At 70.5% G+C, this 21,094-nt stretch carries 23 protein-coding genes; 22 read left to right on the forward strand and 1 reads right to left on the reverse strand.

The genetic code is table 11. The annotated features are described in order from the left end of the window. Positions 1-88: 88 nt before the first annotated feature. From ACIY1X_RS09150 to ACIY1X_RS09250, 21 genes are all read left to right on the forward strand, one after another. Positions 89-553 carry a nuclear transport factor 2 family protein gene (locus tag ACIY1X_RS09150; RefSeq protein WP_137947718.1) on the forward strand — a complete coding sequence of 155 codons (465 nt, stop codon included), beginning with the start codon at positions 89-91 and terminating at the stop codon, positions 551-553. Between the two features lie 5 nt (positions 554-558). Next, complete coding sequence (locus ACIY1X_RS09155) at positions 559-1,530, forward strand: PdxA family protein (RefSeq protein ID WP_399679943.1); 972 nt, start codon at positions 559-561, stop codon at positions 1,528-1,530. Further along, on the forward strand, positions 1,527-2,543 hold the full coding sequence (locus tag ACIY1X_RS09160; RefSeq protein WP_294371523.1) for a 2Fe-2S iron-sulfur cluster-binding protein: 1,017 nt from the start codon (positions 1,527-1,529) through the stop codon (positions 2,541-2,543). The genes ACIY1X_RS09155 and ACIY1X_RS09160 overlap by 4 nt, the downstream gene beginning before the upstream one ends. Before the next feature lie 170 nt (positions 2,544-2,713). Then, positions 2,714-3,607: a LysR family transcriptional regulator gene (locus ACIY1X_RS09165; protein WP_294371520.1), complete on the forward strand. Its 894-nt coding sequence runs from the start codon at positions 2,714-2,716 to the stop codon at positions 3,605-3,607. Positions 3,608-3,871: 264 nt separating this feature from the next. After that, positions 3,872-5,914, forward strand: coding sequence for a conjugal transfer protein TraG (locus tag ACIY1X_RS09170; RefSeq protein ID WP_294371517.1), 2,043 nt, complete (start codon positions 3,872-3,874; stop codon positions 5,912-5,914). Beyond that, positions 5,911-6,342: a CopG family transcriptional regulator gene (locus ACIY1X_RS09175; RefSeq protein WP_294371514.1), complete on the forward strand. Its 432-nt coding sequence runs from the start codon at positions 5,911-5,913 to the stop codon at positions 6,340-6,342. The genes ACIY1X_RS09170 and ACIY1X_RS09175 overlap by 4 nt, the downstream gene beginning before the upstream one ends. Then, positions 6,339-7,355, forward strand: coding sequence for a P-type conjugative transfer ATPase TrbB (gene trbB / locus ACIY1X_RS09180; protein WP_294371512.1), 1,017 nt, complete (start codon positions 6,339-6,341; stop codon positions 7,353-7,355). The genes ACIY1X_RS09175 and trbB overlap by 4 nt, the downstream gene beginning before the upstream one ends. After that, positions 7,352-7,675 carry a TrbC/VirB2 family protein gene (locus tag ACIY1X_RS09185; RefSeq protein ID WP_294371510.1) on the forward strand — a complete coding sequence of 108 codons (324 nt, stop codon included), beginning with the start codon at positions 7,352-7,354 and terminating at the stop codon, positions 7,673-7,675. The genes trbB and ACIY1X_RS09185 overlap by 4 nt, the downstream gene beginning before the upstream one ends. Next, positions 7,672-7,941, forward strand: a complete 270-nt coding sequence (locus ACIY1X_RS09190) for a VirB3 family type IV secretion system protein (RefSeq protein WP_294371507.1) — start codon at positions 7,672-7,674, stop codon at positions 7,939-7,941. Before ACIY1X_RS09185 ends, ACIY1X_RS09190 begins: the two co-directional genes overlap by 4 nt. Before the next feature lie 18 nt (positions 7,942-7,959). Continuing rightward, positions 7,960-10,407, forward strand: a complete 2,448-nt coding sequence (gene trbE / locus ACIY1X_RS09195) for a conjugal transfer protein TrbE (protein ID WP_304304421.1) — start codon at positions 7,960-7,962, stop codon at positions 10,405-10,407. Beyond that, positions 10,404-11,171 carry a P-type conjugative transfer protein TrbJ gene (trbJ, locus tag ACIY1X_RS09200; protein ID WP_304304419.1) on the forward strand — a complete coding sequence of 256 codons (768 nt, stop codon included), beginning with the start codon at positions 10,404-10,406 and terminating at the stop codon, positions 11,169-11,171. Before trbE ends, trbJ begins: the two co-directional genes overlap by 4 nt. Further along, on the forward strand, positions 11,158-11,466 hold the full coding sequence (locus tag ACIY1X_RS09205) for an EexN family lipoprotein (RefSeq protein ID WP_304304417.1): 309 nt from the start codon (positions 11,158-11,160) through the stop codon (positions 11,464-11,466). The genes trbJ and ACIY1X_RS09205 overlap by 14 nt, the downstream gene beginning before the upstream one ends. Then, positions 11,463-12,839 carry a P-type conjugative transfer protein TrbL gene (trbL, locus tag ACIY1X_RS09210; RefSeq protein WP_304304415.1) on the forward strand — a complete coding sequence of 459 codons (1,377 nt, stop codon included), beginning with the start codon at positions 11,463-11,465 and terminating at the stop codon, positions 12,837-12,839. The genes ACIY1X_RS09205 and trbL overlap by 4 nt, the downstream gene beginning before the upstream one ends. Before the next feature lie 12 nt (positions 12,840-12,851). Next, on the forward strand, positions 12,852-13,556 hold the full coding sequence (gene trbF / locus ACIY1X_RS09215) for a conjugal transfer protein TrbF (protein WP_304304413.1): 705 nt from the start codon (positions 12,852-12,854) through the stop codon (positions 13,554-13,556). After that, entirely contained in the window at positions 13,553-14,581 is a 1,029-nt protein-coding gene (trbG, locus tag ACIY1X_RS09220) for a P-type conjugative transfer protein TrbG (protein WP_316702588.1), read from the forward strand. The genes trbF and trbG overlap by 4 nt, the downstream gene beginning before the upstream one ends. Further along, positions 14,578-15,882: a TrbI/VirB10 family protein gene (locus tag ACIY1X_RS09225; RefSeq protein ID WP_304308660.1), complete on the forward strand. Its 1,305-nt coding sequence runs from the start codon at positions 14,578-14,580 to the stop codon at positions 15,880-15,882. The genes trbG and ACIY1X_RS09225 overlap by 4 nt, the downstream gene beginning before the upstream one ends. After that, the gene (locus ACIY1X_RS09230; protein ID WP_304308662.1) at positions 15,879-16,106 is read left to right on the forward strand and encodes a DUF2274 domain-containing protein; all 228 of its coding nucleotides are present in this window, start codon (positions 15,879-15,881) and stop codon (positions 16,104-16,106) included. Before ACIY1X_RS09225 ends, ACIY1X_RS09230 begins: the two co-directional genes overlap by 4 nt. A 670-nt stretch (positions 16,107-16,776) precedes the next feature. Beyond that, positions 16,777-17,679 carry a cysteine synthase CysM gene (gene cysM / locus ACIY1X_RS09235; RefSeq protein WP_399679949.1) on the forward strand — a complete coding sequence of 301 codons (903 nt, stop codon included), beginning with the start codon at positions 16,777-16,779 and terminating at the stop codon, positions 17,677-17,679. Next, positions 17,679-18,257 (forward strand): NUDIX domain-containing protein, encoded by a 579-nt coding sequence (locus tag ACIY1X_RS09240; RefSeq protein WP_399679968.1) that lies wholly within the window; start codon positions 17,679-17,681, stop codon positions 18,255-18,257. Before cysM ends, ACIY1X_RS09240 begins: the two co-directional genes overlap by 1 nt. An 8-nt stretch (positions 18,258-18,265) precedes the next feature. Then, on the forward strand, positions 18,266-18,493 hold the full coding sequence (locus ACIY1X_RS09245) for a sulfurtransferase TusA family protein (protein WP_399679970.1): 228 nt from the start codon (positions 18,266-18,268) through the stop codon (positions 18,491-18,493). Then, the gene (locus ACIY1X_RS09250) at positions 18,493-19,590 is read left to right on the forward strand and encodes an SGNH/GDSL hydrolase family protein (protein WP_399679951.1); all 1,098 of its coding nucleotides are present in this window, start codon (positions 18,493-18,495) and stop codon (positions 19,588-19,590) included. Before ACIY1X_RS09245 ends, ACIY1X_RS09250 begins: the two co-directional genes overlap by 1 nt. A gap of 126 nt (positions 19,591-19,716) precedes the next feature. Here ACIY1X_RS09250 and ACIY1X_RS09255 read toward each other — a convergent pair whose 3' ends face one another. After that, on the reverse strand, positions 19,717-20,115 hold the full coding sequence (locus ACIY1X_RS09255) for a 4-oxalocrotonate tautomerase family protein (protein ID WP_399679953.1): 399 nt from the start codon (positions 20,113-20,115) through the stop codon (positions 19,717-19,719). 105 nt (positions 20,116-20,220) lie between these two features. On the opposite strand from ACIY1X_RS09255, the gene ACIY1X_RS09260 reads away from it, so the two are divergent. Then, the gene (locus ACIY1X_RS09260; protein WP_399679954.1) at positions 20,221-21,084 is read left to right on the forward strand and encodes a LysR family transcriptional regulator; all 864 of its coding nucleotides are present in this window, start codon (positions 20,221-20,223) and stop codon (positions 21,082-21,084) included. Positions 21,085-21,094: the final 10 nt, after the last annotated feature.

Here is a 21,094-nt window from a genome sequence, read left to right on the forward strand (position 1 = left end):
GCCACCGAGGCCTCGGTGCGCGGCTTCTGGAAGGCCTACCGGCAGCACATGGGCGCCTGAGCGCGCCTGCCCATCGAGAGAGCACACCATGATCGACCTGCTGGCGCTGTGCGCCTTCAACGCGGCCTATGCCGAAACCATCGACAGCGATGCGCTGGAGCGGTGGGCCGATTTCTTCACCGACGACTGCCACTACCGCATCACGCACACGGAGAATGAGCGCGAGGGCCTGCCGGCCGGCATCGTCTACGCCGATTCGCGCGCCATGCTGGAGGACCGCATCGCCGCGCTGCGCGAGGCCAACATCTACGAGCGCCAGCGCTACCGCCATCTGCTGGGCATCCCGGTGCTGGGCGCGCAGGACGACACGGGCGCCGAGGCTCGCACGCCCTTCATGGTGGCGCGCATCATGGCGACCGGAGAGACCCACCTGTTCGCCAGCGGCGTCTACCGCGATCGCGTGGTGCGGCAGGATGGCCGGCTGCGCCTGCGCTCGCGCGTCGCGGTGTGCGACAGCACGGTGACGGACACGCTGCTGGCCCTGCCGCTGTGAACGCCATGGCTGCGACCGTCGCGCCGCCCCGGCTGGCGCTGGCCGTGGGCGACCCCAACGGCATCGGGCCGGAGATCGCCCTCAAGGCCCTGGCGGCGCTGCCGTCCGATGCACGCGAGCGCATCACGCTGTACGGCCCCGCGGCCGTGCTGGAGCGCATGGCATCGCAGCTCGGGCTGGAGGCGCTACTGCGCGGGCAGCCCGCGGTGGACGCCGGCACGCTGCCCGCGCAGGCAGCCCGGCCCGGCCGCATCGACCCGGCGGCGGGCGCCTCGGCCGTCGCCTCAGCCAGCGCCGCCATCGAGGCCTGCCGGCGCGGCGAGGCCGACGCCGTGGTCGCCTGCCCGCACCACGAGACGGCGATCCATCAGGCCGGCATCGCCTTCAGCGGCTACCCCTCGCTGGTCGCGCGCGTGTGCGGCCAGCCGGAGGACAGCGTGTTCCTGATGCTGGTCGGCGGCGGCCTGCGCATCGTGCACGCCACGCTGCACGAGAGCGTGGCGCACGCGCTGGACCGGCTGCGGCCCGCACTGGTCGCCGCGGCGGCGCGCGCCGGCGCGCGGGCCTGCGCGCGGCTGGGCGTCGCCGATCCGCGCATCGGCGTCTTCGGCATCAACCCGCATGCCTCGGAGGGCGGGCTGTTCGGCCCCGAGGACGCGCAGCACGTCGAGCCGGCCGTGCAGGCGCTGCGCGCCGAGGGCCTGCGCGTGGACGGCCCGCTGGGCGCCGACCTGCTGCTGGCGCAGCGGCGGCACGACCTGTACGTCGCGATGCTGCACGACCAGGGCCACATCCCCGTCAAGCTGCTGGCGCCGAACGCGGCCAGCGCGCTGTCCATCGGCGCGCAGGCGCTGCTGTCCAGCGTCGGCCACGGCAGCGCGATGGACATCGCCGGCCTCGGCATCGCGGACCCCGGCGCTGTGCTGCGCACCATCGCGCTGCTGACGAGCGCCGGCGTGGAGGAAGGAACGGCATGAACCATCGCATCACCATCGAGGGCAGCGACGCCGCTTTCGACTGCGGCCCGGCGCAGAGCGTGCTCGACGCCGCGCTGCGCGCCGGCATCGAGCTGCCCTACTCCTGCCGCAAGGGCGTGTGCGGCAACTGCGCCGGCGCGGTGGCCGGGGGCGAGGTCGCCAACCTGGGCGGCCCGCTGCGCAACGAGAGCTGCGGGCCCGATCAAGTGCTCTTGTGCATGTGCGCGCCGCGCAGCGACCTGCGCATCCGCCCCGCCGCCTGGCACCGCGTCGACCCGGCCGCCCGCAAGCGCTTCACGGCGAAGGTGTTCCGCAACCAGCTGGCGGCGCCCGACGTCTCGGTGTTGCAGCTGCGCCTGCCGGCCGGGCAGCGGGCCCGCTTCCAGGCCGGCCAGTACCTGCAACTCGCGCTGCCCGACGGCAGCACCCGCTGCTATTCGATGGCGAACCCGCCGCACGAGAACGACACGCTGACCCTGCACGTGCGCCACGTGGCCGACGGCGCCTTCAGCGCGCGCGTGCCCAGCCTGGCGCCGGGCGACGCGATCGAGGTCGAGCTGCCCTTCGGCGCCGTCACGCTGGAGGCGGACGCGGACCGGCCGATCGTCTTCGTCGTGGGTGGCACCGGCTTCGCGCCAGCCAAATCCATCCTGGACGACATGGCGCGCCGGCGCGTGGCGCGGCCGATCACGCTGATCTGGGGCGCCCGCCGTGCCGAGGGCATCTACCTGCGCCCGGCGGTCGCGAAGTGGCAGCGCCAGTGGCCGCAGGACTTCCGCTTCATCGAGGCGCTCAGCGGAGAGACGCGCGAGGGCGCCTTCGCCGGCCGGGTCGATGCGGCGCTACGCGCGCACTGCCCCGACCTGTCGGGGCACGAGCTGTACTGCTGCGGCTCGCCGGCGATGGTGCAGTCGGTGCGCGAGGCGGCGGTGCAGGCGCTGGGCCTGCCGGCCGCGCGCTTCCATGCCGACGTGTTCGTCAGCGGGCCTGCGGCGGGCACCGTGCCGGCCTGAAGGTGGCCGGCTCCATAGAGAGATGCCGCAGGAGCGTTTCATGGTGTCTTCGGTCTCATTCGGCTACGAGGACAAATGGCATACAGCGAATTCCTTCAAGAAGGCTTGAGCCCTTTTTGCAATATGTGAATCGATTCCTGGCGTACTAGTCCATTCGACTCGCGGCATCGATGATTGAGTTAAGACATCTGCGCTACTTCATCGCGGTCGCGGAGGAGCTGAATTTCCGCCGTGCTGCCGAACGCGTGCACGTCGACCAGACGCCTCTGTCGCGCACCGTGCGCGATCTGGAGGAGCAACTGGGTGTCACGCTCCTCGTCCGCGCGCCACGCAGGCTGAAACTGACCCCCGCCGGATCTAAGCTGCTCGAGCATGCCCGCATGCTCTTTACGCGGTTCGAGCGCATCAAACGGGTGGTCTGCGAAACCGACGCCCGCTACCGCGCACCGCTTCGCGTCGGCGTGGCGGACGGCATGGCCCAGCCCAGGCTCTCCGATTGCTTTCTCGGCTGGCGCGCACTGGCGCCCGACATCCCGCTGGAGATCACCGAGATGCCTGCGTCCGAGCTGTTGGCCGCGCTGCGGCGCGAGGAGGTCGATGTCGGCTTCTCCTTCGGCATTGCGGAAGATGACGCCATTGCCCAGGAGATGGTCTGGGACTACCCCTTGGTGGCGTTGGTTCCACCCGACCACGAACTGGCCACCCGCGAGGTCGTGCAGATCTCCGAACTCCTGGCCTTCCCCATGATCGCCTGCCGCCTCGACCGTCTGCCAGGGCTGCGTCAGCAGATGGACGCTGTGCGTCGACACTACGCTGCTAGGCCCGTTATCGCAGCCGAAGCCCGGACCCTGGTGGGCTACGTCATCCGCGTGGCTGCGGGCCTGGGTGTCGGCGTGGCCGATGCCGGCCACATGACGACTCTGCGTCGCGCCGATGTCGTCGTCGTGCCGTTGGCTGAAGACATACGCATCAAGACCTACGTGCTGCACAAACACCGGCACCCCGCCCTGCCGGAGGTGCTCCAGCGATTCCTCGCGTACGCCCGAACCTTGCATCAGCCGTAACAGCACATCGCCGTGGCGCGATGTCGGCTCGCGTCAGAAGCCTTGGACGCGATGCGCGTCGGCTGGCATGCTGACCGCCGTCTGACTTGGCCGCGCTCCCACGCGCACCGCCTCCACGAGAAGAAGCAAAACAGCGACGCGCCCGCCGGCGTACGCCAGGCCACGCCCCGACGGGTGTGCCTCGCGGGCGCCTGATTTCAGACTCGTGCCTGCGTGTCGTGGTGGCACGCGCATTGGAAATCACGTGCCTCGGGAGGTGGCCTCATGCCGACATCAGCGACCGGCATCCTGTTCGGACAGATCATCGTGGTGCTGTGCGTGCCGCTGGGCGGCACGTGGGCTGCCACGCAGTGGACGGCGCGGGCCTTGGGCTACCAGGCCGGACTCGGGCCAGCCTGGTTCCATGTGCTCGGAATGCCGGCCTACGAGCCATGGAAGTTGTTCGAATGGTGGTACCTCTATGGCGCCTATGCGCCCCGCGTTTTCGAGCGTGGCGGGATCGCGGCCGCTTCGAGCGGGCTGGCCGCCACCGCCGCGGCCATCGCCATGGCGGTGTGGCGGGCACGGCTCGCCGGGCGGGTCACCACCTACGGCTCGGCCTGCTGGGCCGAAGCCGAAGAGGTGGAGAAGGCCGGCCTGGCCGGCGATGCCGGGGTCTTCCTGGGCCGCATCGAAGGCGTGGGCCGAAAGCTGCGCCGCGGGCTGTGCACGTACCTGCGCCATGACGGCCCCGAGCACGTGTTGGCCTTCGCGCCCACGCGTTCGGGCAAGGGCGTCGGGCTGGTGGTGCCCACGCTGCTCACCTGGCCCGGCTCGGCCGTGATCCACGACATCAAGGGCGAGAACTGGCATCTCACGGCCGGCTGGCGCAGCCGCTTCAGCCACTGCCTGCTGTTCAACCCGACCGATCCGCGCTCGGCCGCCTACAACCCGCTGCTGGAAGTTCGCCGCAGCGTGCACGAGGTGCGCGACGTGCAGAACATCGCGGACATCCTGGTGGATCCGGAAGGCGCGCTGGAGCGGCGCAACCACTGGGAGAAGACCAGCCACGCACTGCTGGTGGGTGCCATCCTGCACGTGCTGTACGCGGGCGAGGACAAGACGCTGCGCGGCGTCGCCAATTTCCTGTCGGACCCGGCCTGCCCCTTCGAGGTGACGCTGCACCGGATGATGACCACGCCGCACCTGGGCGATGGTCCACATCCGGTGGTGGCATCGGCCGCACGCGAAGTGCTCAACAAGAGCGAGAACGAGCGCTCGGGCGTGCTGTCCACGGCCATGTCCTTCCTCGGCCTGTATCGCGACCCGACGGTGGCTGAGGTGACCTCGCGCTGCGACTGGCGCATCGCGGACCTCATCTCCGCCGAACACCCGGTATCGCTGTACTTGGTGGTGCCGCCCTCGGACATCAGCCGCACGAAGCCGCTGATCCGCCTGATCCTCAACCAGGTCGGCCGGCGCCTGACCGAGTCGCTCGATGGTTCGGACGGCATCGCGCGGCGCCAAAAGCTGCTCTTGATGCTCGACGAGTTTCCGGCCCTGGGCCGGCTGGACTTCTTCGAGTCGGCGCTGGCCTTCATGGCGGGCTACGGCCTGCGGGCCTTCCTGATCGCGCAGAGCCTGAACCAGATCGACAAGGCGTACGGCCCGAACCATTCGATCCTGGACAACTGCCACGTGCGCGTCGCCTTCGCCACCAACGACGAGCGCACGGCCAAGCGCATCTCCGATTCGCTGGGCACGGCCACCGAACTGCGCGCCCAGCGCAACTACGCCGGCCACCGGCTCGCGCCGTGGCTGGGCCACCTGATGGTTTCGCGCCAGGAGACGGCCCGGCCGCTGCTCACGCCGGGCGAGGTGATGCAGTTGCCGCCGGACGAGGCGGTGGTGATGGTTTCCGGCCATCCGCCGATCCGCGCGAGGAAGCTGCGCTACTACCAGGACCGCAACTTCACGCGGCGGGTGCTGGCGCCGCCCGTGCTGGTCGCCGGCACCTATGCGGACAAGCCCGCCGGCCGGACCGACGACTGGAGCGGCCTCGCGACTCCTCCGCCTCCGCAAGTCGCTGGCGGCAGCGATGCAGGCGGCTTCGCGGACGAGGGTGGCCATCAGCTCAGGCCGGAGCTGGAAGATGTCCGTGAACTGGTCCAAGAGCCGGAGGCGGGCGACCTGATCCTGCTGGACGACGAGCGCGACGAGGGGGATGCACCGCCGCTGCCACACGAGCTGGACCGCCAACTGGATCGCGGCCAGGTGCGCGCCGCACGGCTGGCCGCGCTGGACCCGGATGACGGGATCGCCCTATGACCCGGGCGCGCCTGAACATCTTCATCGAGCCCGAGCATGCAAGGCGGCTGGAGGACGTGGCCGTGCACCGGGGCGTGTCGAAGTCCTCGGTGATCGCGGCGGCGCTGTCTTCCTTCCTCTCGCCCGATGCCATGGACCAGCGCGAGGCGGCGATGGGCAGGCGCCTGGACCGCCTGTCGCGCCAGTTCGACCGGCTCGAGCGCGACCAGGGCATCCTGATCGAGACCGTGGCCCTGTTCGTGCGGCACTACCTGACACTCGCCCTGCCGGTGCCCGAGCAGCAGCAGGAGGCCGTGCGCGCCCAGGGCCGTGCGCGCTACGCGCAGTTCATCGAGCAGTTGGCCCGGCACATCCAGCGCGGGCGCAGCCTGGTGCGGGAAGTCCACGAGGAGGTCGGCCCGGTGGACGCCTCGGAGGATGCAGGATGACGCGCCCCGAGGATGTGCCCGACCGCGAGCCCGCCCGGCGCCGCATCCGCATGCTGCGCACGGCGATGGGGCCGGAGATCGCCGCCGCGCTGGAGGACCCGGACGTGGTCGAGGTGCTGCTGAACCCGGACGGGTCGCTCTGGGTGGACCGGCTGCAAAGCGGCCGCGTGCCCACGGGCCACAGGATGCCGCCGCCCGTGGCCGAACGCATCATCCGCGTCGTCGCCGCACACGTGCACGCCGAGGTGCATCCGGGCGCGCCGCTGCTGTCGGCGGAACTGCCCGAGACCGGCGAGCGCTTCATGGGGGCGATGCCGCCCATCGTGCGCGCGCCCTCGTTCGCCATTCGCAAGCGGGCGCTGCGCATCATGACCCTGGCGGACTACGTGGCCGACGGGATCATGGCTGAGGCCCAGGCCGCCTTCCTGCGCCAAGCCGTGCGCGAGCGCCTGAACATCGTGGTGGCCGGCGGCACCAGCACCGGCAAGACCACTCTCGCCAATGCACTGCTGGACGAGATCGCGGGCACGGGCGATCGCGTGCTGATCCTCGAGGACACGGTGGAGCTGCAGTGCCGCAGCGACGACCACGTGGCCATGCGCACCGAGCCGGGGGTCAGTTCCATGGCCGACCTGGTGCGTGCCACGCTGCGGCTGCGGCCGGATCGCATCGTGGTGGGCGAGGTGCGCGGCGCGGAATCCCTGGACCTGCTCAAGGCCTGGGGCACGGGCCATCCGGGCGGCATCGCCACCGTGCATGCGGGCTCGGCCCAGGGCGCGCTCGTGCGCCTCGAACAGCTCGTGCAGGAGGTCAGCGTCACCGTGCCGCGGGCGCTGATCGCCGAGGCGGTGAACGTCATCGTCTTCATCGCCGGCCGGGGCCATGCCCGCCGGGTGCGCGAGATCGTGCGCGTGGCCGGCCACGACAGCCAGGGCTACCGGCTCGAGGCATCGATCGGGCCGGCGTCTCCCTCGATGCCTGAACCGTCTTCCTCTGAAGGAAACCCGACATGACGACTTTCCGTAAATCCGTTCAGCCGGCGGCCCTGGTGGGCGCCCTGCTGCTCGCGATGACCGCACCCGCGCACGCCGCCGGCTCCAGCATGCCCTGGGAGGCGCCGCTGCAGTCCATCCTGGACTCGATCCAGGGGCCGGTCGCCAAGATCATCGCGGTGATCATCATCATCGCCACGGGCCTGACGCTCGCCTTCGGCGATACCTCCGGGGGTTTCCGGCGCCTGATCCAGATCGTGTTCGGCCTCTCGATCGCGTTCGCCGCCTCGAGCTTCTTCCTGTCCTTCTTCTCGTTCTCGGGCGGGGCGGTGCTGGTATGACCGCGCTCGCTGTCGTGCCGGGGTTCGAGATCCCACTGCACCGGTCCCTGGCCGAGCCCATCCTGCTGGGCGGTGCGCCGCGCACGGTGGCGATCGCCAACGGCACGCTGGCCGCGGCCGTGGGGCTGGGCCTGCAGCTGTGGGTCCCGGGCGTGGTGCTCTGGGTCGCCGGCCACGCGCTGGCGGTCTGGGGTGCGCGCATGGATGCGCAGTTCATGCAGGTCTTCGCGCGGCACATCAAGCATCGCGCGCTGCTGGACATCTGAGGCGGGGGAGACGCCGATATGCTGAACCTCGCCGAGTACCGTCGCCGCCCCGCGCTGCTGGCCGACTGGCTGCCCTGGGCCGCGCTGGTCGCGCCGGGCGTGGTGCTGAACAAGGATGGCGCCTTCCAGCGCACGGCGCGCTTCCGGGGGCCGGACCTGGACAGCGCCACGCAGGGCGAACTGGTCGCCACCTCGGCGCGCCTCAACAACGCGCTGCGTCGGCTCGGATCGGGCTGGGCCCTCTTCGTAGGCGCTGAGCGCCGCGAGGCGGCGGACTATCCGTCATCCTCCTTCCCGGAGCCACTGTCCTGGCTCGTGGACGAGGAGCGGCGCGCCGCCTTCGAGGAGGCGGGCAGCCACTTCGAGAGCGCCTACCACCTGACGCTGCTGTACCTGCCGCCGGAGGAGTCGCGCGCGCGGGCGGGGCGGCTGCTCTACGAGAACCGTCCGGTGGAAGGGGTCGACTGGCGCGAGCGGCTGGAGGCTTTTGTTGTCGAGTCCGAGCGCTTCCTGGACCTGCTCGAAGGCGTGATGCCGGAGATCGGCTGGCTCGATGACGCCGCGACGCTTGCCTACCTGCACGGTTGCGTCTCGACGGCGCGGCATCCCGTGGCCGTGCCCCAGGTGCCGATGTACCTGGATGCGCTGCTGGCCGACCGGCCGCTGACCGGTGGCCTGGCGCCGATGCTGGGGGACAGGCACCTGCGGGTGCTGACCGTCCGGGGCTTCCCGGCCTCGACCTGGCCGGGGATCCTGGACGACCTGAACCCCCTGGGCTTCGCCTACCGCTGGTGCACCCGGTTCCTGTGCATGGACAAGGCCGAGGCAGAGAAAGAGCTGGTGCGCCTGCGCCGCCAGTGGTTCGCCAAGCGCAAGAACATCGTGACCCTGCTGCGCGAGACCGTCTTCCAGCAGGAATCCCCCTTGGTGGACTCCGACGCCAGCAACAAGGCCTCGGACGCCGATGCCGCCCTGCAGGAGTTGGGTGGCGACCAGGTGGCCTTCGGCTACGTCACTGCCACGGTGGCGGTGCTGGACGCCGATGCGGCCGTGGCCGACGAGAAGCTGCGCCAGGCCGAGCGGGCGATCCAGGGGCGCGGCTTCGTGACCATCCCCGAGACGCTGAATGCTGTGGAGGCCTGGCTCTCGTCCATCCCCGGCAACGCCTATGCCAATGTGCGACAACCGATCGTCTCGACGCTCAACCTGGCGCACCTGATGCCGGTCTCGGCGGTGTGGGCCGGGCAGGAGCGCAATGCCCACCTGGACGGGCCGCCGCTGATCGTGACGCGCACCGATGGCGCCACGCCCTTCCGGCTCGTGACGCACATCGGCGATGTCGGCAACACGCTGGTGGTGGGGCCGATCGGCATGGGCAAGTCGGTGCTGCTGGCGACGATGGCCCTGCAGTTCCGGCGCTATCCGGGTTCGCGCATCTTCGCCTTCGATATGGGGCGATCGATCCGGGCGACCATCCTGGGCCTGGGCGGCGAGCACTACGACCTGGGTCCGGACGGGAACATGGCCTTCCAGCCGCTGGCGCGCATCGACCGCGAGGGCTGGCGCACGTGGGCGGCCGAGTGGATCGAGGGCCGGCTGGCGCAGGAGGGCGTCGCGGTCGGACCGCCCGAGCGGGATGCGGTCTGGACCGCCCTCGGCAGTCTGGCTGGTGCCCCCCTGGAGCAGCGCACCATGACCGGGCTATCCGTGCTGCTGCAGTCCAACGCGCTGCGCCAGGCGCTGGCGCCCTATGTGCTGGGCGGCGCCCACGGCCGGCTGCTGGACGCCGACCACGACCGGCTGGGCACTGCCGACGTGCAGGCCTTCGAGATGGAGGAACTGATGCCCAGCAAGGCGGCGGTCATGGCGGTACTGCGCTATCTCTTCGCGCGCTTCGAGGAGCGGCTGGACGGGGTACCGACCTTGTTGATCCTGGACGAGTCGTGGCTGTTCCTGGACGACCCGGTCTTCGCCGCACGCATCCGCCAGTGGCTCAAGACGCTGCGCAAGAAGAACGTGTCGATCGTCTTCGCCACGCAGTCGCTGGCGGACATCAAGGACTCGGCCATCGCGCCGGCCATCATCGAAAGCTGCGCCAGCCGCATCTTCCTGCCCAACCCGCAGGCCGCCGAGCCGCAGATCCGCACGATCTACGAGGGCTTCGGCCTCAACGCCCGACAGATCGGGATCGTGGCCACGGCCACCCCGAAGCGCGACTACTACTACCAGTCGCGCCTGGGCAACCGCGTCTTCGAGCTGGGTCTGGGGCCAGTGGCGCTGGCCTTCGCGGCGGCGGCCTCGCCCGAGGACCAGCGCGCCATGGACGCGGTGCTCGCCGCCTCCGGCATCTCCGGCTTCGTCTCGGCCTGGCTGCGCCATCGCGGCCTGGACTGGGCCGCCGATCTCATCCCGTCGTTTCCGACACCTCCCTTCGTTCCTTCCACCCCGCAGGAGAAAGCGCCATGAAACGCAAGTCCTTCCTCAAGTCTCGTGTTGCTGCGCTGGCCGCTGCCGGCGCGCTGGCCCTCGGGGCCGTGCAGCCGGCCCACGCCATCTTCGGCATCGGCGACACCGTGTTCGACGCCTCCAACTTCATGCAGAACATGATGACGGCGGCCAACACGCTCGAGCAGATCAGCAACCAGGTGCAGCAGCTGCAGAACGAATCGCAGATGCTGATGAACCAGGCGCGCAACCTCGCCAGCCTGCCGTTCAGCGTGGTCAGCCGCCTGCGCGGCAACCTGGCGGCCACGCAGCGGCTGATCGCCCAGGCCAAGGGGCTGGCCTACGACGTGGCGGCCATGGACAGGGAGTTCCAGCGACTGTATCCCGAGCAGTACGCCGCCACGGTGAGCGGCGACCGGATGGCCCAGGACGCGAGGGAGCGTTGGAAGCACACGCTCGACGGCCTGCAGACCGCCTTGCGGATGCAGGCGCAGGTGTCCCAGAACCTGGGCGAGGACGAGGGCGTGCTGGCCGACGTGGTCGGCAGGAGCCAGTCCGCGGCCGGGGCCCTGCAGGCCATGCAGGCGACGAACCAGTTGCTGGCGCTGCAGGCCAAGCAGTCGATCCAGGCACAGCAGCTGCGGATCACCCAGGACCGCGCCGTGGCGCTGGAGCAGGCGCGGCAGGTGGCGGTGCAGGAGCGTGCCCGGGAGGTGCGCCGGCGCTTCATGGGCAGCGGCACGCCGTACACGCCATACACCGTGAACTTCTATGGCAATCCGTGAAGAGGACGGCATGAAAAGGCGCTTTATCGTGATCGCTGTGGTGCTGGCGCTGGCCGCCTGTGGGAAGTCCTCGCCGGTGGACAGCATTGAATCGGTCGAGTCGCTGGTAGCCAACCCCGAGCGGCTGAAGGAACTGCGCGCAGCCTGCAAGGCGGACCACGCCAGGGTCGGCGATGCGCAGTGCAACGCGGTGGCTGAGGCCACGCGCCAGCGCTTCATGCGTCCCTCGCCATCGCCCTATGCGAGCGATCCGGTGAAGCCGGCGCCACCGCCAGCCGGGGACAGGGCGCCATGAACGACGTCGGGGTCGTCGACCGCTTCCTGGACGTCTTCTCGCGCTACATCGACTCGGGCTTCGGACTGCTCCATGGCGAGGTGGCGTTCCTCACGGCCACCCTGGTGGCGATCGACATGACGCTGGCGGGCCTGTTCTGGGCCATGAGCCACGCCTCGGGCCAGGGCGACGAGGTGATGGCGCGCCTGATCCGGAAGGTGCTCTACGTGGGCGCCTTCGCCTACATCCTGGGCAATTTCAACCGGCTGGCGGCGATCGTCTTCAACTCCTTCGCCGGGCTGGGGCTGAAGGCCTCGGGCTCCTCGCTGTCCCAGGGCCAGCTGCTGCAGCCCGGGCGCCTGGCGCGGGTGGGCATCGACGCCGGCCGGCCGATCATGGAGCAGATCGGGACCATGACGGGCTTCCCAGAGGTGTTCGCGCACCTGGACACCATCGCCGTGCTGTTCTTCGCTTGGCTGATGCTGATCGTGGCCTTCTTCGTGCTGGCGGTGCAGCTGTTTGTCACGCTGATCGAGTTCAAGCTGACCACGCTCGCCGGCTTCGTGCTGGTGCCCTTCGCCCTCTGGAGCAAGACCTCGTTCCTGGCCGAGAAGGTGCTGGGCAACGTGGTGTCCTCGGGCATCAAGGTGCTGGTGCTGGCGGTGATCGTGGGGATCGGGTCAGGGCTGTTCGGCGAGTTCACGGCTGCGCCGGCGGCGGACCCCTCGATCGACCATGCGCTGGTGGTCATGTTGGCGTCCCTGGCTATGCTGGGGCTGGGCATCTTCGGACCCGGGATCGCCACGGGGCTGGTGTCCGGAGCACCGCAGCTCGGCGCCGGTGCGGCGGCGGGCACGGCGATCGGCGCGGGCGGGCTGGCCGTCGCTGGTACTGCTGCCGTGGCGGGCGCGGGTTCGGCCGTTGCTGCCGGCGCGCGCATGGCGCCGGGTGCCGCGCGAACGGCCATTGGGGGCGCAGCTACTGCAGGACGTGCGGCCTCATCGCTGACCAGCGACGCGAGGGCCGCCTACCAGGCCGGCGCGGCTGCTTCGGCCGGAGGTCCGGTTCGCGCTGCTAGCACGGGTCTCGCCAACGTCGCGAAGACCGGGGCGAGCGCGGCTGGCCAGCGCGTGGCTGCCGGCGCCAAGGCGGTCAAGGATCGGGTGACCGGCTTCGTGGCTCGGGCTGCGGCGCCTGCTGCCGCGTCGGCATCCGGTGTTCCGGCAGAGGCAGGCGGCCCGCCGTCCGCTGCCTCGGAGCCGGCCTGGGCGCAGCGCATGCGCCATCGGCAACAGGCGGCGCATGCAGCCACGACCGCGGCGCACGTGCTGCGCTCGGGTGATCACGGCGGCGGTGGGGCCGGGCCCAGCCTGCGCGACGACTCCAGTTCATAAAGGACCTCACTCATGCGATTCAAGCGACCCCTGGTGCGGTACTCGGACACCCCCGCGCCGGTCACACCCTACCAGGCCGGCGGGCAGGCCTGGGACGAGCGCATCGGCTCGGCCCGCGTGCAGGCCCGCAACTGGCGGCTGATGGCCTTCGGTTGCCTCACGCTCGCGTTGCTGATGGCTGGCGGCCTCGTCTGGCGCTCGGCGCAGTCCATCGTGACGCCCTATGTGGTCGAGGTGGACCAGGCCGGGCAGGTGCGGGCGGTGGGCGAGGCCGCGACGCCCTATCAACCCGGCGATGCGCAGATCGCGCACCACCTCGCGCGCTTCGTCACGCTGGTGCGGTCCCTCTCCATCGACCCGGTCGTCGTGCGCCAGAACTGGCTCGACGCCTACGACTACACCACCGACCGGGGCGCGGCCGCGCTGAACGACCACGCCCGCGCCAACGACCCGTTCTCGCGCATCGGGCAGGAAACGGTCACGGTGCAGGTCAACAGCATCGTGCGCGCCAGCGAGTCGTCCTTCCAGGTGCGCTGGACCGAGCGGCGCTACGTCAACGGCGAGGCCGCCGGGCTGGAGCACTGGACGGCCGTGCTGTCGATCGTGCTGCAGCCGCCGCGCACCGAGGAGCGGCTGCGCAAGAACCCCCTGGGCATCTACGTCAACGCTCTGTCGTGGACCCGTGAACTCGATGCCTCCTCAGGAGCCAAGCCATGAATGCACGCATCCGTGTTTCCGTATCCACGGCGCTGCTGGCCGTGGCCTTCATGGCCGGCTGTGCCTCGCGGGGCAAGTCGCCGCCGGCCGTCTCCCTCGACGAACCTGCTCCTGCTGCAGCACAGCCACTGCTCGAGCCGCCGAAGCCGGTGGAAGTGGTGGAGGTGCCGAAGGTGCTGCCGATGCCGGGGCAGATGAAGCCGCTGCCAGACGGGAACACGGACGCTGCCAGGTCCCCGCCGGAATCGCCTGACGAGAAGGTCAGGGTCTCGAAGGCCAACGCGGAGGCGCGCGTCGCGCCCACGCGCGAGGGCTACGTCAACGCGATCCAGGTCTGGCCCTTCAGCGAGGGGGCGCTGTACCAGGTCTACGCGGCCGTGGGGCGCGTGACGGTGATCTCGCTGCAGCCCGGCGAGGAACTGGTGACGGTGGCCGCGGGCGACACGGTGCGCTGGATCGTGGGCGACACGTCCAGCGGTGACGGTGACGCGCGCCGGGTCAACGTGATGATCAAGCCCACGCGCACGGGCCTGAAGACCAACCTGGTCATCACGACCAGCCGGCGCACCTACCTGGTCGAGCTGACCTCGACGGAGAAGGCCTGGATGGCCTCGGTGTCCTGGGAGTATCCGAAGGACCGCATGCTGGCGCTGCAGCGGCAGGCCGGCCAGGCGCAGGCCGCCGCGCCGGTGGACGCGGGCCTGGCGCTGGAGAAGCTGCGCTTCCGCTATGCCATCAGCGGGAGCAGCCCGCCCTGGAAGCCGTTGCGCGCCTTCGACGACGGCGAGAAGGTCTACATCCAGTTCCCGGCCGGCATCGCGCAGGGCGAGCTGCCGCCGCTCTTCGTGATCGGCGCGCGGGGCGACGGGCAATTGGTGAACTACCGTTTCCGCTCGCCGTACTACATCGTGGATCGGCTGTTCGGCGCGGCCGAGCTGCGCCTGGGCGGCGGCAAGGACCAGAAGAGCGGCGAAGTGGTGCGCATCGAGCGCACCGATGGGATCGCGCGTGGAGGCGGGTCGTGAGCGAAGGGCAGGACGCGGCGGGCGGCAAGGTCTCGCCCGAGTCCGTGGCGCTGCGTGCGCAGCCGCGGCCGGTGACGCGGCTGAACCGGCGCACCCTGGCGCTGCTGGCCGGCTTGCTCGCCGCCGCCGTGCTCGGCGCCACGGTCTGGTCGCTGCAGCCCCGGTTCCGCGGCAGGGGCAACGAGCCTGCCGAGCTGTACAACGTGGACCGGGTGGCCAAATCGGAGGGGCTGGGGCAGTTGCCGGCCGACTACTCGAAGCTGCCGTCGGCGCGGCCGGCTCCGGTGCCCGAACTGGGGCCGCCGCTGCCGGGCGACCTCGGCCCGGCCATCGTGAAGTCGCAAGGGCCGGCCGTGGCGAGCTACTCGCCGCCGGGGCATGACCCGGCGCAGGCGGAACGCGATGCGCTGCGCAAGGAGGCCGAGCAGGCGATGGCCTCGTCGGTGTTCTTCCGGTCGAGCGGGCAGCGCGCGGCGGCGCCGGGGAAAGGGGAGACTGTGGCGCCTTCCGATCCCGGCGGCTCCAGCCTGGCGGCCTTCAACCCGATGGCGGCGGGCTTGGCATCGACGGCGGCGCAATCCGGCGCGGGCGGCTCGAGCAGCGATCCGGCGGCGGTGCAGAACCGGCAGGATCAGAAAGAGGGTTTCCTCAAAACCGCACATACGGAAACTCGCAACTCCGGCAGCCTGAAGCTGCCGGCATCGCCGTACCAGGTGATGGCCGGCACGGTGATCGCCGGCGCGCTGGTGACTGGCATCCAGTCTGACCTGCCGGGCGACGTGATCGCGACCGTCACGGAGCCGGTCTACGACACGGCCACGGGCAGATACTTGCTGATTCCGCAGAGCTCGCGCATCCTGGGCAAGTACAACAGCCAGATGAGCTACGGGCAGCGCCGGGTGCAGGTGGTGTGGAACCGCATCATCCTGCCGGACACCTCCTCGCTCGCCCTGGACAACCTCGTGGGCACCGATCCCGCGGGCAACGCCGGGCTGGAGGACGGCGTGGACTGGCACTGGGATCGGGTCCTGGCGGGTGCAGCGCTCACGACACTGCTGGGCATCGGCGCCGAGCTGGCAGCGCCGGCGAACCGCACCGATGGCAACCGCATCGTGATCGCCGGGCGCGACGGGCTGCAAGACAGCGTGAACCAGGTGGGGCAGGAGGTGACCCGCAAGAACATGAACATCCAGCCGACGCTGACGGCGCGACCGGGGCTGCCGGTGCGGGTGATCGTGAGCCGGGACCTGGTGCTGCGGCCGTATCAGCCGATGTTCTTCAACAGGGGGGGGGCGCAATGAGCACGGCGAGGAAGCTGCGGCTGGGGCCGCTGCCGAAGACCGAGAGCGTCAAGCTGACCATCACCTTGTCGGCGGAGCTGAAGGCGACGCTGGATCGCTATGCGGCGGTGCATGCGCAGACGTATGGCGAGCGGGTGGATGCGGCGGCGCTGGCGCCGCACATGCTGGAGGCGTTCATGGCGAGGGATCGAGGATTTCGATCGCAGCCGCAGAAACGACAGTAAGAAATCTCTTGCTCCAAAAAAATCGCCCCTGCGTTAACAGGGGCGGTCTTCGAATTGGTGCCCGAGGCCGGAATCGAACCGGCACGCCTTGCGGCGGGGGATTTTCTTCCCACTTCGGCTTTCGCCGCCGCCGTCTCCGATGAAACGGCGTTCGTGGGCTGGAGCACGCCTTCACCATAGCCTTTCGGCCTTAGGCGCCCGCCGTCTGCTCTCTACACCTTCCGAGGCGCCTTTCGGCGCCAGGGCTTGGCTCGGTATTAGCTCGGACTCGCGTCCAGGGCCTTCGCCGAGTTTGACGGGCTTCACCTCCGGGGTTTCCTCCGGAGGGCTCAAATTTGGTCTGAGTCCCCTGCGTCTACCAATTTCACCACTCGGGCATGACGCGATGCGATGCTACTTCAACTATCTGCTACTCCGCGCTTGGCGCCAGGTCGCATCGTCCTGGCTCCCAGCTGGCTCCTAGCTCGAAATTCAGGCATCTCGCTCAAGTGCCTGTCGAACCCTCAAACCCTTGTCCCATGCGGCTTGCCGGGCGATCGCCCCAAGCGAGATCTACGTAGAAGTCCCTATTTTTGAGTCCCCTGCGTCTACCAATTTCACCACCCGGGCACGGGTTGGGAGAGGAGCCGAAAATTATGGCACAGTGCCCCTGGCTTCCCCACCCGCTCCCATGACCTATCCCACCATCGAAGACGCCATCGGCAGGACGCCGCTGGTGGCCCTGCAACGCATCGAGGCCGAGGCCAACGCCCGGCGCGGCAACGTGATCCTGGCCAAGCTGGAGGGCAACAACCCGGCCGGCTCCGTCAAGGACCGGCCCGCGCTGTCGATGATCCGGCGCGCCGAGGAGCGCGGCGAGATCAAGCCGGGCGACACGCTGATCGAGGCCACTTCCGGCAACACCGGCATCGCGCTCGCCATGGCGGCGGCGGTGCGCGGCTACCGCATGGTGCTGATCATGCCGGAGGACCTGTCGGTCGAGCGCGCGCAGACCATGAAGGCCTTCGGCGCCGAGCTGGTGCTCACGCCCAAGAGCGGCGGCATGGAATACGCACGCGACCTGGCCGACCAGATGGTGGCGCAGGGCAAGGGCCGCGTGCTCGACCAGTTCGCCAACCCCGACAACCCGCGCATCCACTACGAGACCACCGGCCCCGAGCTGTGGGAGCAGACGGGCGGGCGCATCACGCACTTCGTCAGCGCGATGGGCACCACCGGCACCATCACCGGCGTGTCGCGCTTCCTCAAGGAGAAGAACCCCGAGGTGCGCATCGTCGGCGCGCAGCCTGAAGAAGGCTCGCGCATCCCCGGCATCCGCAAGTGGCCCGAGGAGTACTTGCCCAAGATCTACGACCCCACGGCGGTCGACGAGATGATCTACGTGAAGCAGGACGACGCGGAGGAGATGGCCCGCCGGCTGGCGCGCGAGGAGGGCATCTTCGGCGGCATCTCCGCGGCCGGCGCGCTGTGGGTCGCGCTGCAGGTGGCCAAGACGGTGGAGAACGCCACCATCGTCTTCGTGGTGTGCGACCGTGGCGACCGCTATCTTTCCACCGGCGTGTTCCCCGCATGATGCATCTGCCCAAGTTCTGCCAGGCCTGCGCCACCCCGCTCGAGTGGATCGAGCAACTGGAGGACAGCGGCCCCAAGTCGCGCCTGCGCTGCCCGGCCTGCGGCCACACCCACTGGAACAACCCGACGCCGGTGCTGGCCGCCATCGTCGAGTACCGCGGCCAGGTGCTGCTGGCGCGCAACGCAGCCTGGCCGGCGAAGATGTTCGCGCTCATCACCGGCTTCATGGAGGCGGGCGAGACACCGCAGGAAGGCATCGCCCGCGAGGTGAAGGAAGAGACCCACCTCGACGTGAGCGAGGTGAACATCGTCGGCGCCTACGACTTCCAGCGCATGAACCAGGTCATCATCGCCTACCACGTGGTGGCCGACGGCGAGGTGAAGCTCTCGCCCGAACTGGTGGACTGGCGCCTCTACGACCTGAAGGACCTCAAGTGCTGGCCGGCCGGCACCGGCTACGCGCTGGCCGACTGGCTGCGCTCGCGCGGGCACGAGCCGGTGTTCTTCACCGCGGCCGAGAACGAGGAGCGGCGCCGCGGCCTCGACCAGCCGCCGCAGCCGGGCGGGGACGCGCGATGACGACCGACTTGCCCATCGCCCGCGAGATCGACACCCGCGGCCTGAACTGCCCGCTGCCCATCCTCAAGGCCAAGAAGGCGCTGAACGACATGGCGAGCGGCGAGCTGCTGAAGGTGGTGGCGACCGACCCGGGCTCGCTGCGCGACTTCCAGGCCTTCGCGCGCCAGACCGGCAACGAGCTGGTGGACCAGCAGACGCTCGGCACCGAGTTCATCCACGTGCTCAAGAGGCGCTGATGGGCGCCGCGCTGGCTCGCCCCCGGCGCCAGCACCTGTTGGGCGCGGCCGTGCTGTCGATGCTGGCGGCGCTGGGCGGGGGCGCCGCCGGCGCGCAGACGCCGCCGCCGGCCACGGCGGTGCCGATCGCCGTGCTGGGCGACTCGCTCAGCCACTCGTACCAGGACGCGGTGAGCTTCCCGCCGGGCTCGGGCCAGCGCGGCGGCGCTTTTCACAAACACACCTTCCAGTGGACCGAGGTGCTGGCGCGCCTGCGGGCGGGCGCGCTCGACCCCGGCCCCTGGGAGGCCGACGGCCAGAACCGCCTGCTGGCGCGGGCCGGCCAGGCGTTCGGCCTGGCGGCCGTGCGTGCGCCGCGCAAGCAGGACTACCGCTACAACATGGCCTACTCCGGCGCGCCGTGCACGGCCCTCACGCACGGTGCCAGCCGGCAGGTGCAGCCGCTGCTGCACCTCATGGCGCAGGCGCCGGCGCGCTGGCGCCGCGGCGTGGTGGTCATCCGCATCGGCATGGCGCAGATGGCGCCGCAGGACTTCCTCGACGGCCTGGCGCTCGATGCGAACGCCCCGGCCGAGCACCGCGCCATCGCCGGTTGCCTGTCCGAGGTCGAGCAGGCGGTGGGCCTGATCCGTGCGGCGCACCCCCTCACGCACATCGTGCTGGTGGGCATCTTCGACGACAGCAACGCGCCGCTGCACTTCGACCGCTGGCGCTCGCGCCCGGCGCTGGACAACATCGCCCGCGGCCTGGACCGCTACGACGCCGGCCTGCGCGAACTGGCCGCGCGCACGCCGCACGCCAGCTTCTTCGACGACCGCGCCTGGTTCCGCTCGCTCTGGGGCGGGCGCGGCGCCGAGGGCGCGCCGGCCTACCGCAGCGTGCGCATCGGCAGCCTGGAAGTGACGAACAGCATGGGCGACGAGCCGCGGCATGCGGTGCTGGCCGACGATCACTGGGGCCTGGCCGCCAATGCGCTGTGGGCGCAGGCGATGTCGCGGCACCTGGCGGGGGTGGGGCTGCCGGTGCGGCCGATCGACGACGCCGAGGTGCGGCGCTTCGTCGAGGCGCAGCTGCCGGCCAGCGGTGCCGGGCGCTGACTCTTCGTCTCATCCATCCCCACCGTTCACGCTGAGCCTGTCGAAGCGCGGCACCCGGCTTCGACAGGCTCAGCCCGAACGGTTCCTGTGGTTTCGACAAGCCCGGCCCGAACGGCGCTTGCCGATCTACACCCCCGCCGCCTGATGCCGGAATTCCTGCGTGCGACCCCCATACCCGTACGCCGCGGCACGCGCATCGATGACGTGCACGTAGCTCACCTCATGCAGGTCCGGCCGCAGCCGCGCCATCGCCTCGTGCACCGCGGCCAGGTAGCGAGCCTTCTCGGCCTTGGTGTTGGTCTCGTCGGTGATGCTGATGTCGAGGTGGAAGGCGCTGGCGCCCTGCTCGGCGAGGGTGCGGCCGCCGATGAACCATTGCGCGTCGGGGATGAACTGCACGGTGGTGGCGATCACCTCGGGCTGCTTGCCCAGCAGGCGCCGGGTCAGGTCGCCCACCGCCTCCACGGCGCGGCGGGCGAGGGCGGCGTCGGGTTCGCCGGAAAGGTGGATGACGATGTGCGGCATGGCGGGCTCCTCGGGTTGGGGTGCGATGGATTCTGGGCTCGGCCACCACATCGGAAAAACGGGATTCGATAATGTCATCCATCGGAAAAACAGGTGGATGAAGCCATGCAGGATTTCGACATCGCGCAGTTGCGCACCTTCGTCGCCGCGGTCGATGCGGGCAGCCTCACCGCCGCCGCGCCGCAGGTGTTCCTGTCGCAGTCGGCGGTCAGCGAGCAGCTGCGCAAGCTGGAGGAGCGCGCCGGGCATCCGCTGCTGGTGCGCAGCAAGTCGGGCGTGGTGCCGACGCCGGCCGGCGAGCGGCTGCTGGCCCATGCGCGCCGGCTGCTGGCGCTGAGCGAGGCGGCCTGGCGCGACCTGCACGGCGTCGCGCTGGCCGGCACGCTGCGCCTGGGCGTGACCGACTACTTCCGCACGGCCGAGATGGCCGCGTTGCTGGCGCGGCTGGGCGCGCAGCACCCGCAGGTGCGGCTGTGCGTCACGGTGCGCAAAAGCGACGAGGTGGAGGCGGGCCATGCGCGGGGCGAGTTCGACCTGGCCATCACCATGCGCATCGTGGAAGGCGGCGCGCGCCGGCCCGCCGGCGACGAGCTTCGGCGCGAGCCGCTGCGCTGGGCGGCCGCACCCGGCGTGCGGCGGGCGCGGGGCGAGCCGCTGCGTCTGGTCGCGCTGCCCGACACCTGTTCGATCCACCGCTTCGTCGTCGGGCTGCTGGCGCGCCGCAAGGTGCCGCACGCGGTGGTGCACGTGGCCTCGGGCGTGGCCGGGCTGCATTCCGCCCTCGCCGCGGGCCTGGGCATCGGATGCCTCAACGAATCGGCGCTGCCGGCGTCGGGCGCTGTGGCGCTGCCGGCGCCGCACGGCCTGCCGGCCCTGCCGCAGGCGGTCTTCCGCCTGCTGCCGCCGCGTGCGGGCGAGGCGGCTTTCGTCGCCCAGGCGCGCGAGGTGGTGAAGGCGGCCTTCGCCTGAACGTCGGCCG

The organism is Xenophilus sp., assembly GCF_044462705.1.
Classification (GTDB): domain Bacteria; phylum Pseudomonadota; class Gammaproteobacteria; order Burkholderiales; family Burkholderiaceae_C; genus Xenophilus; species Xenophilus azovorans.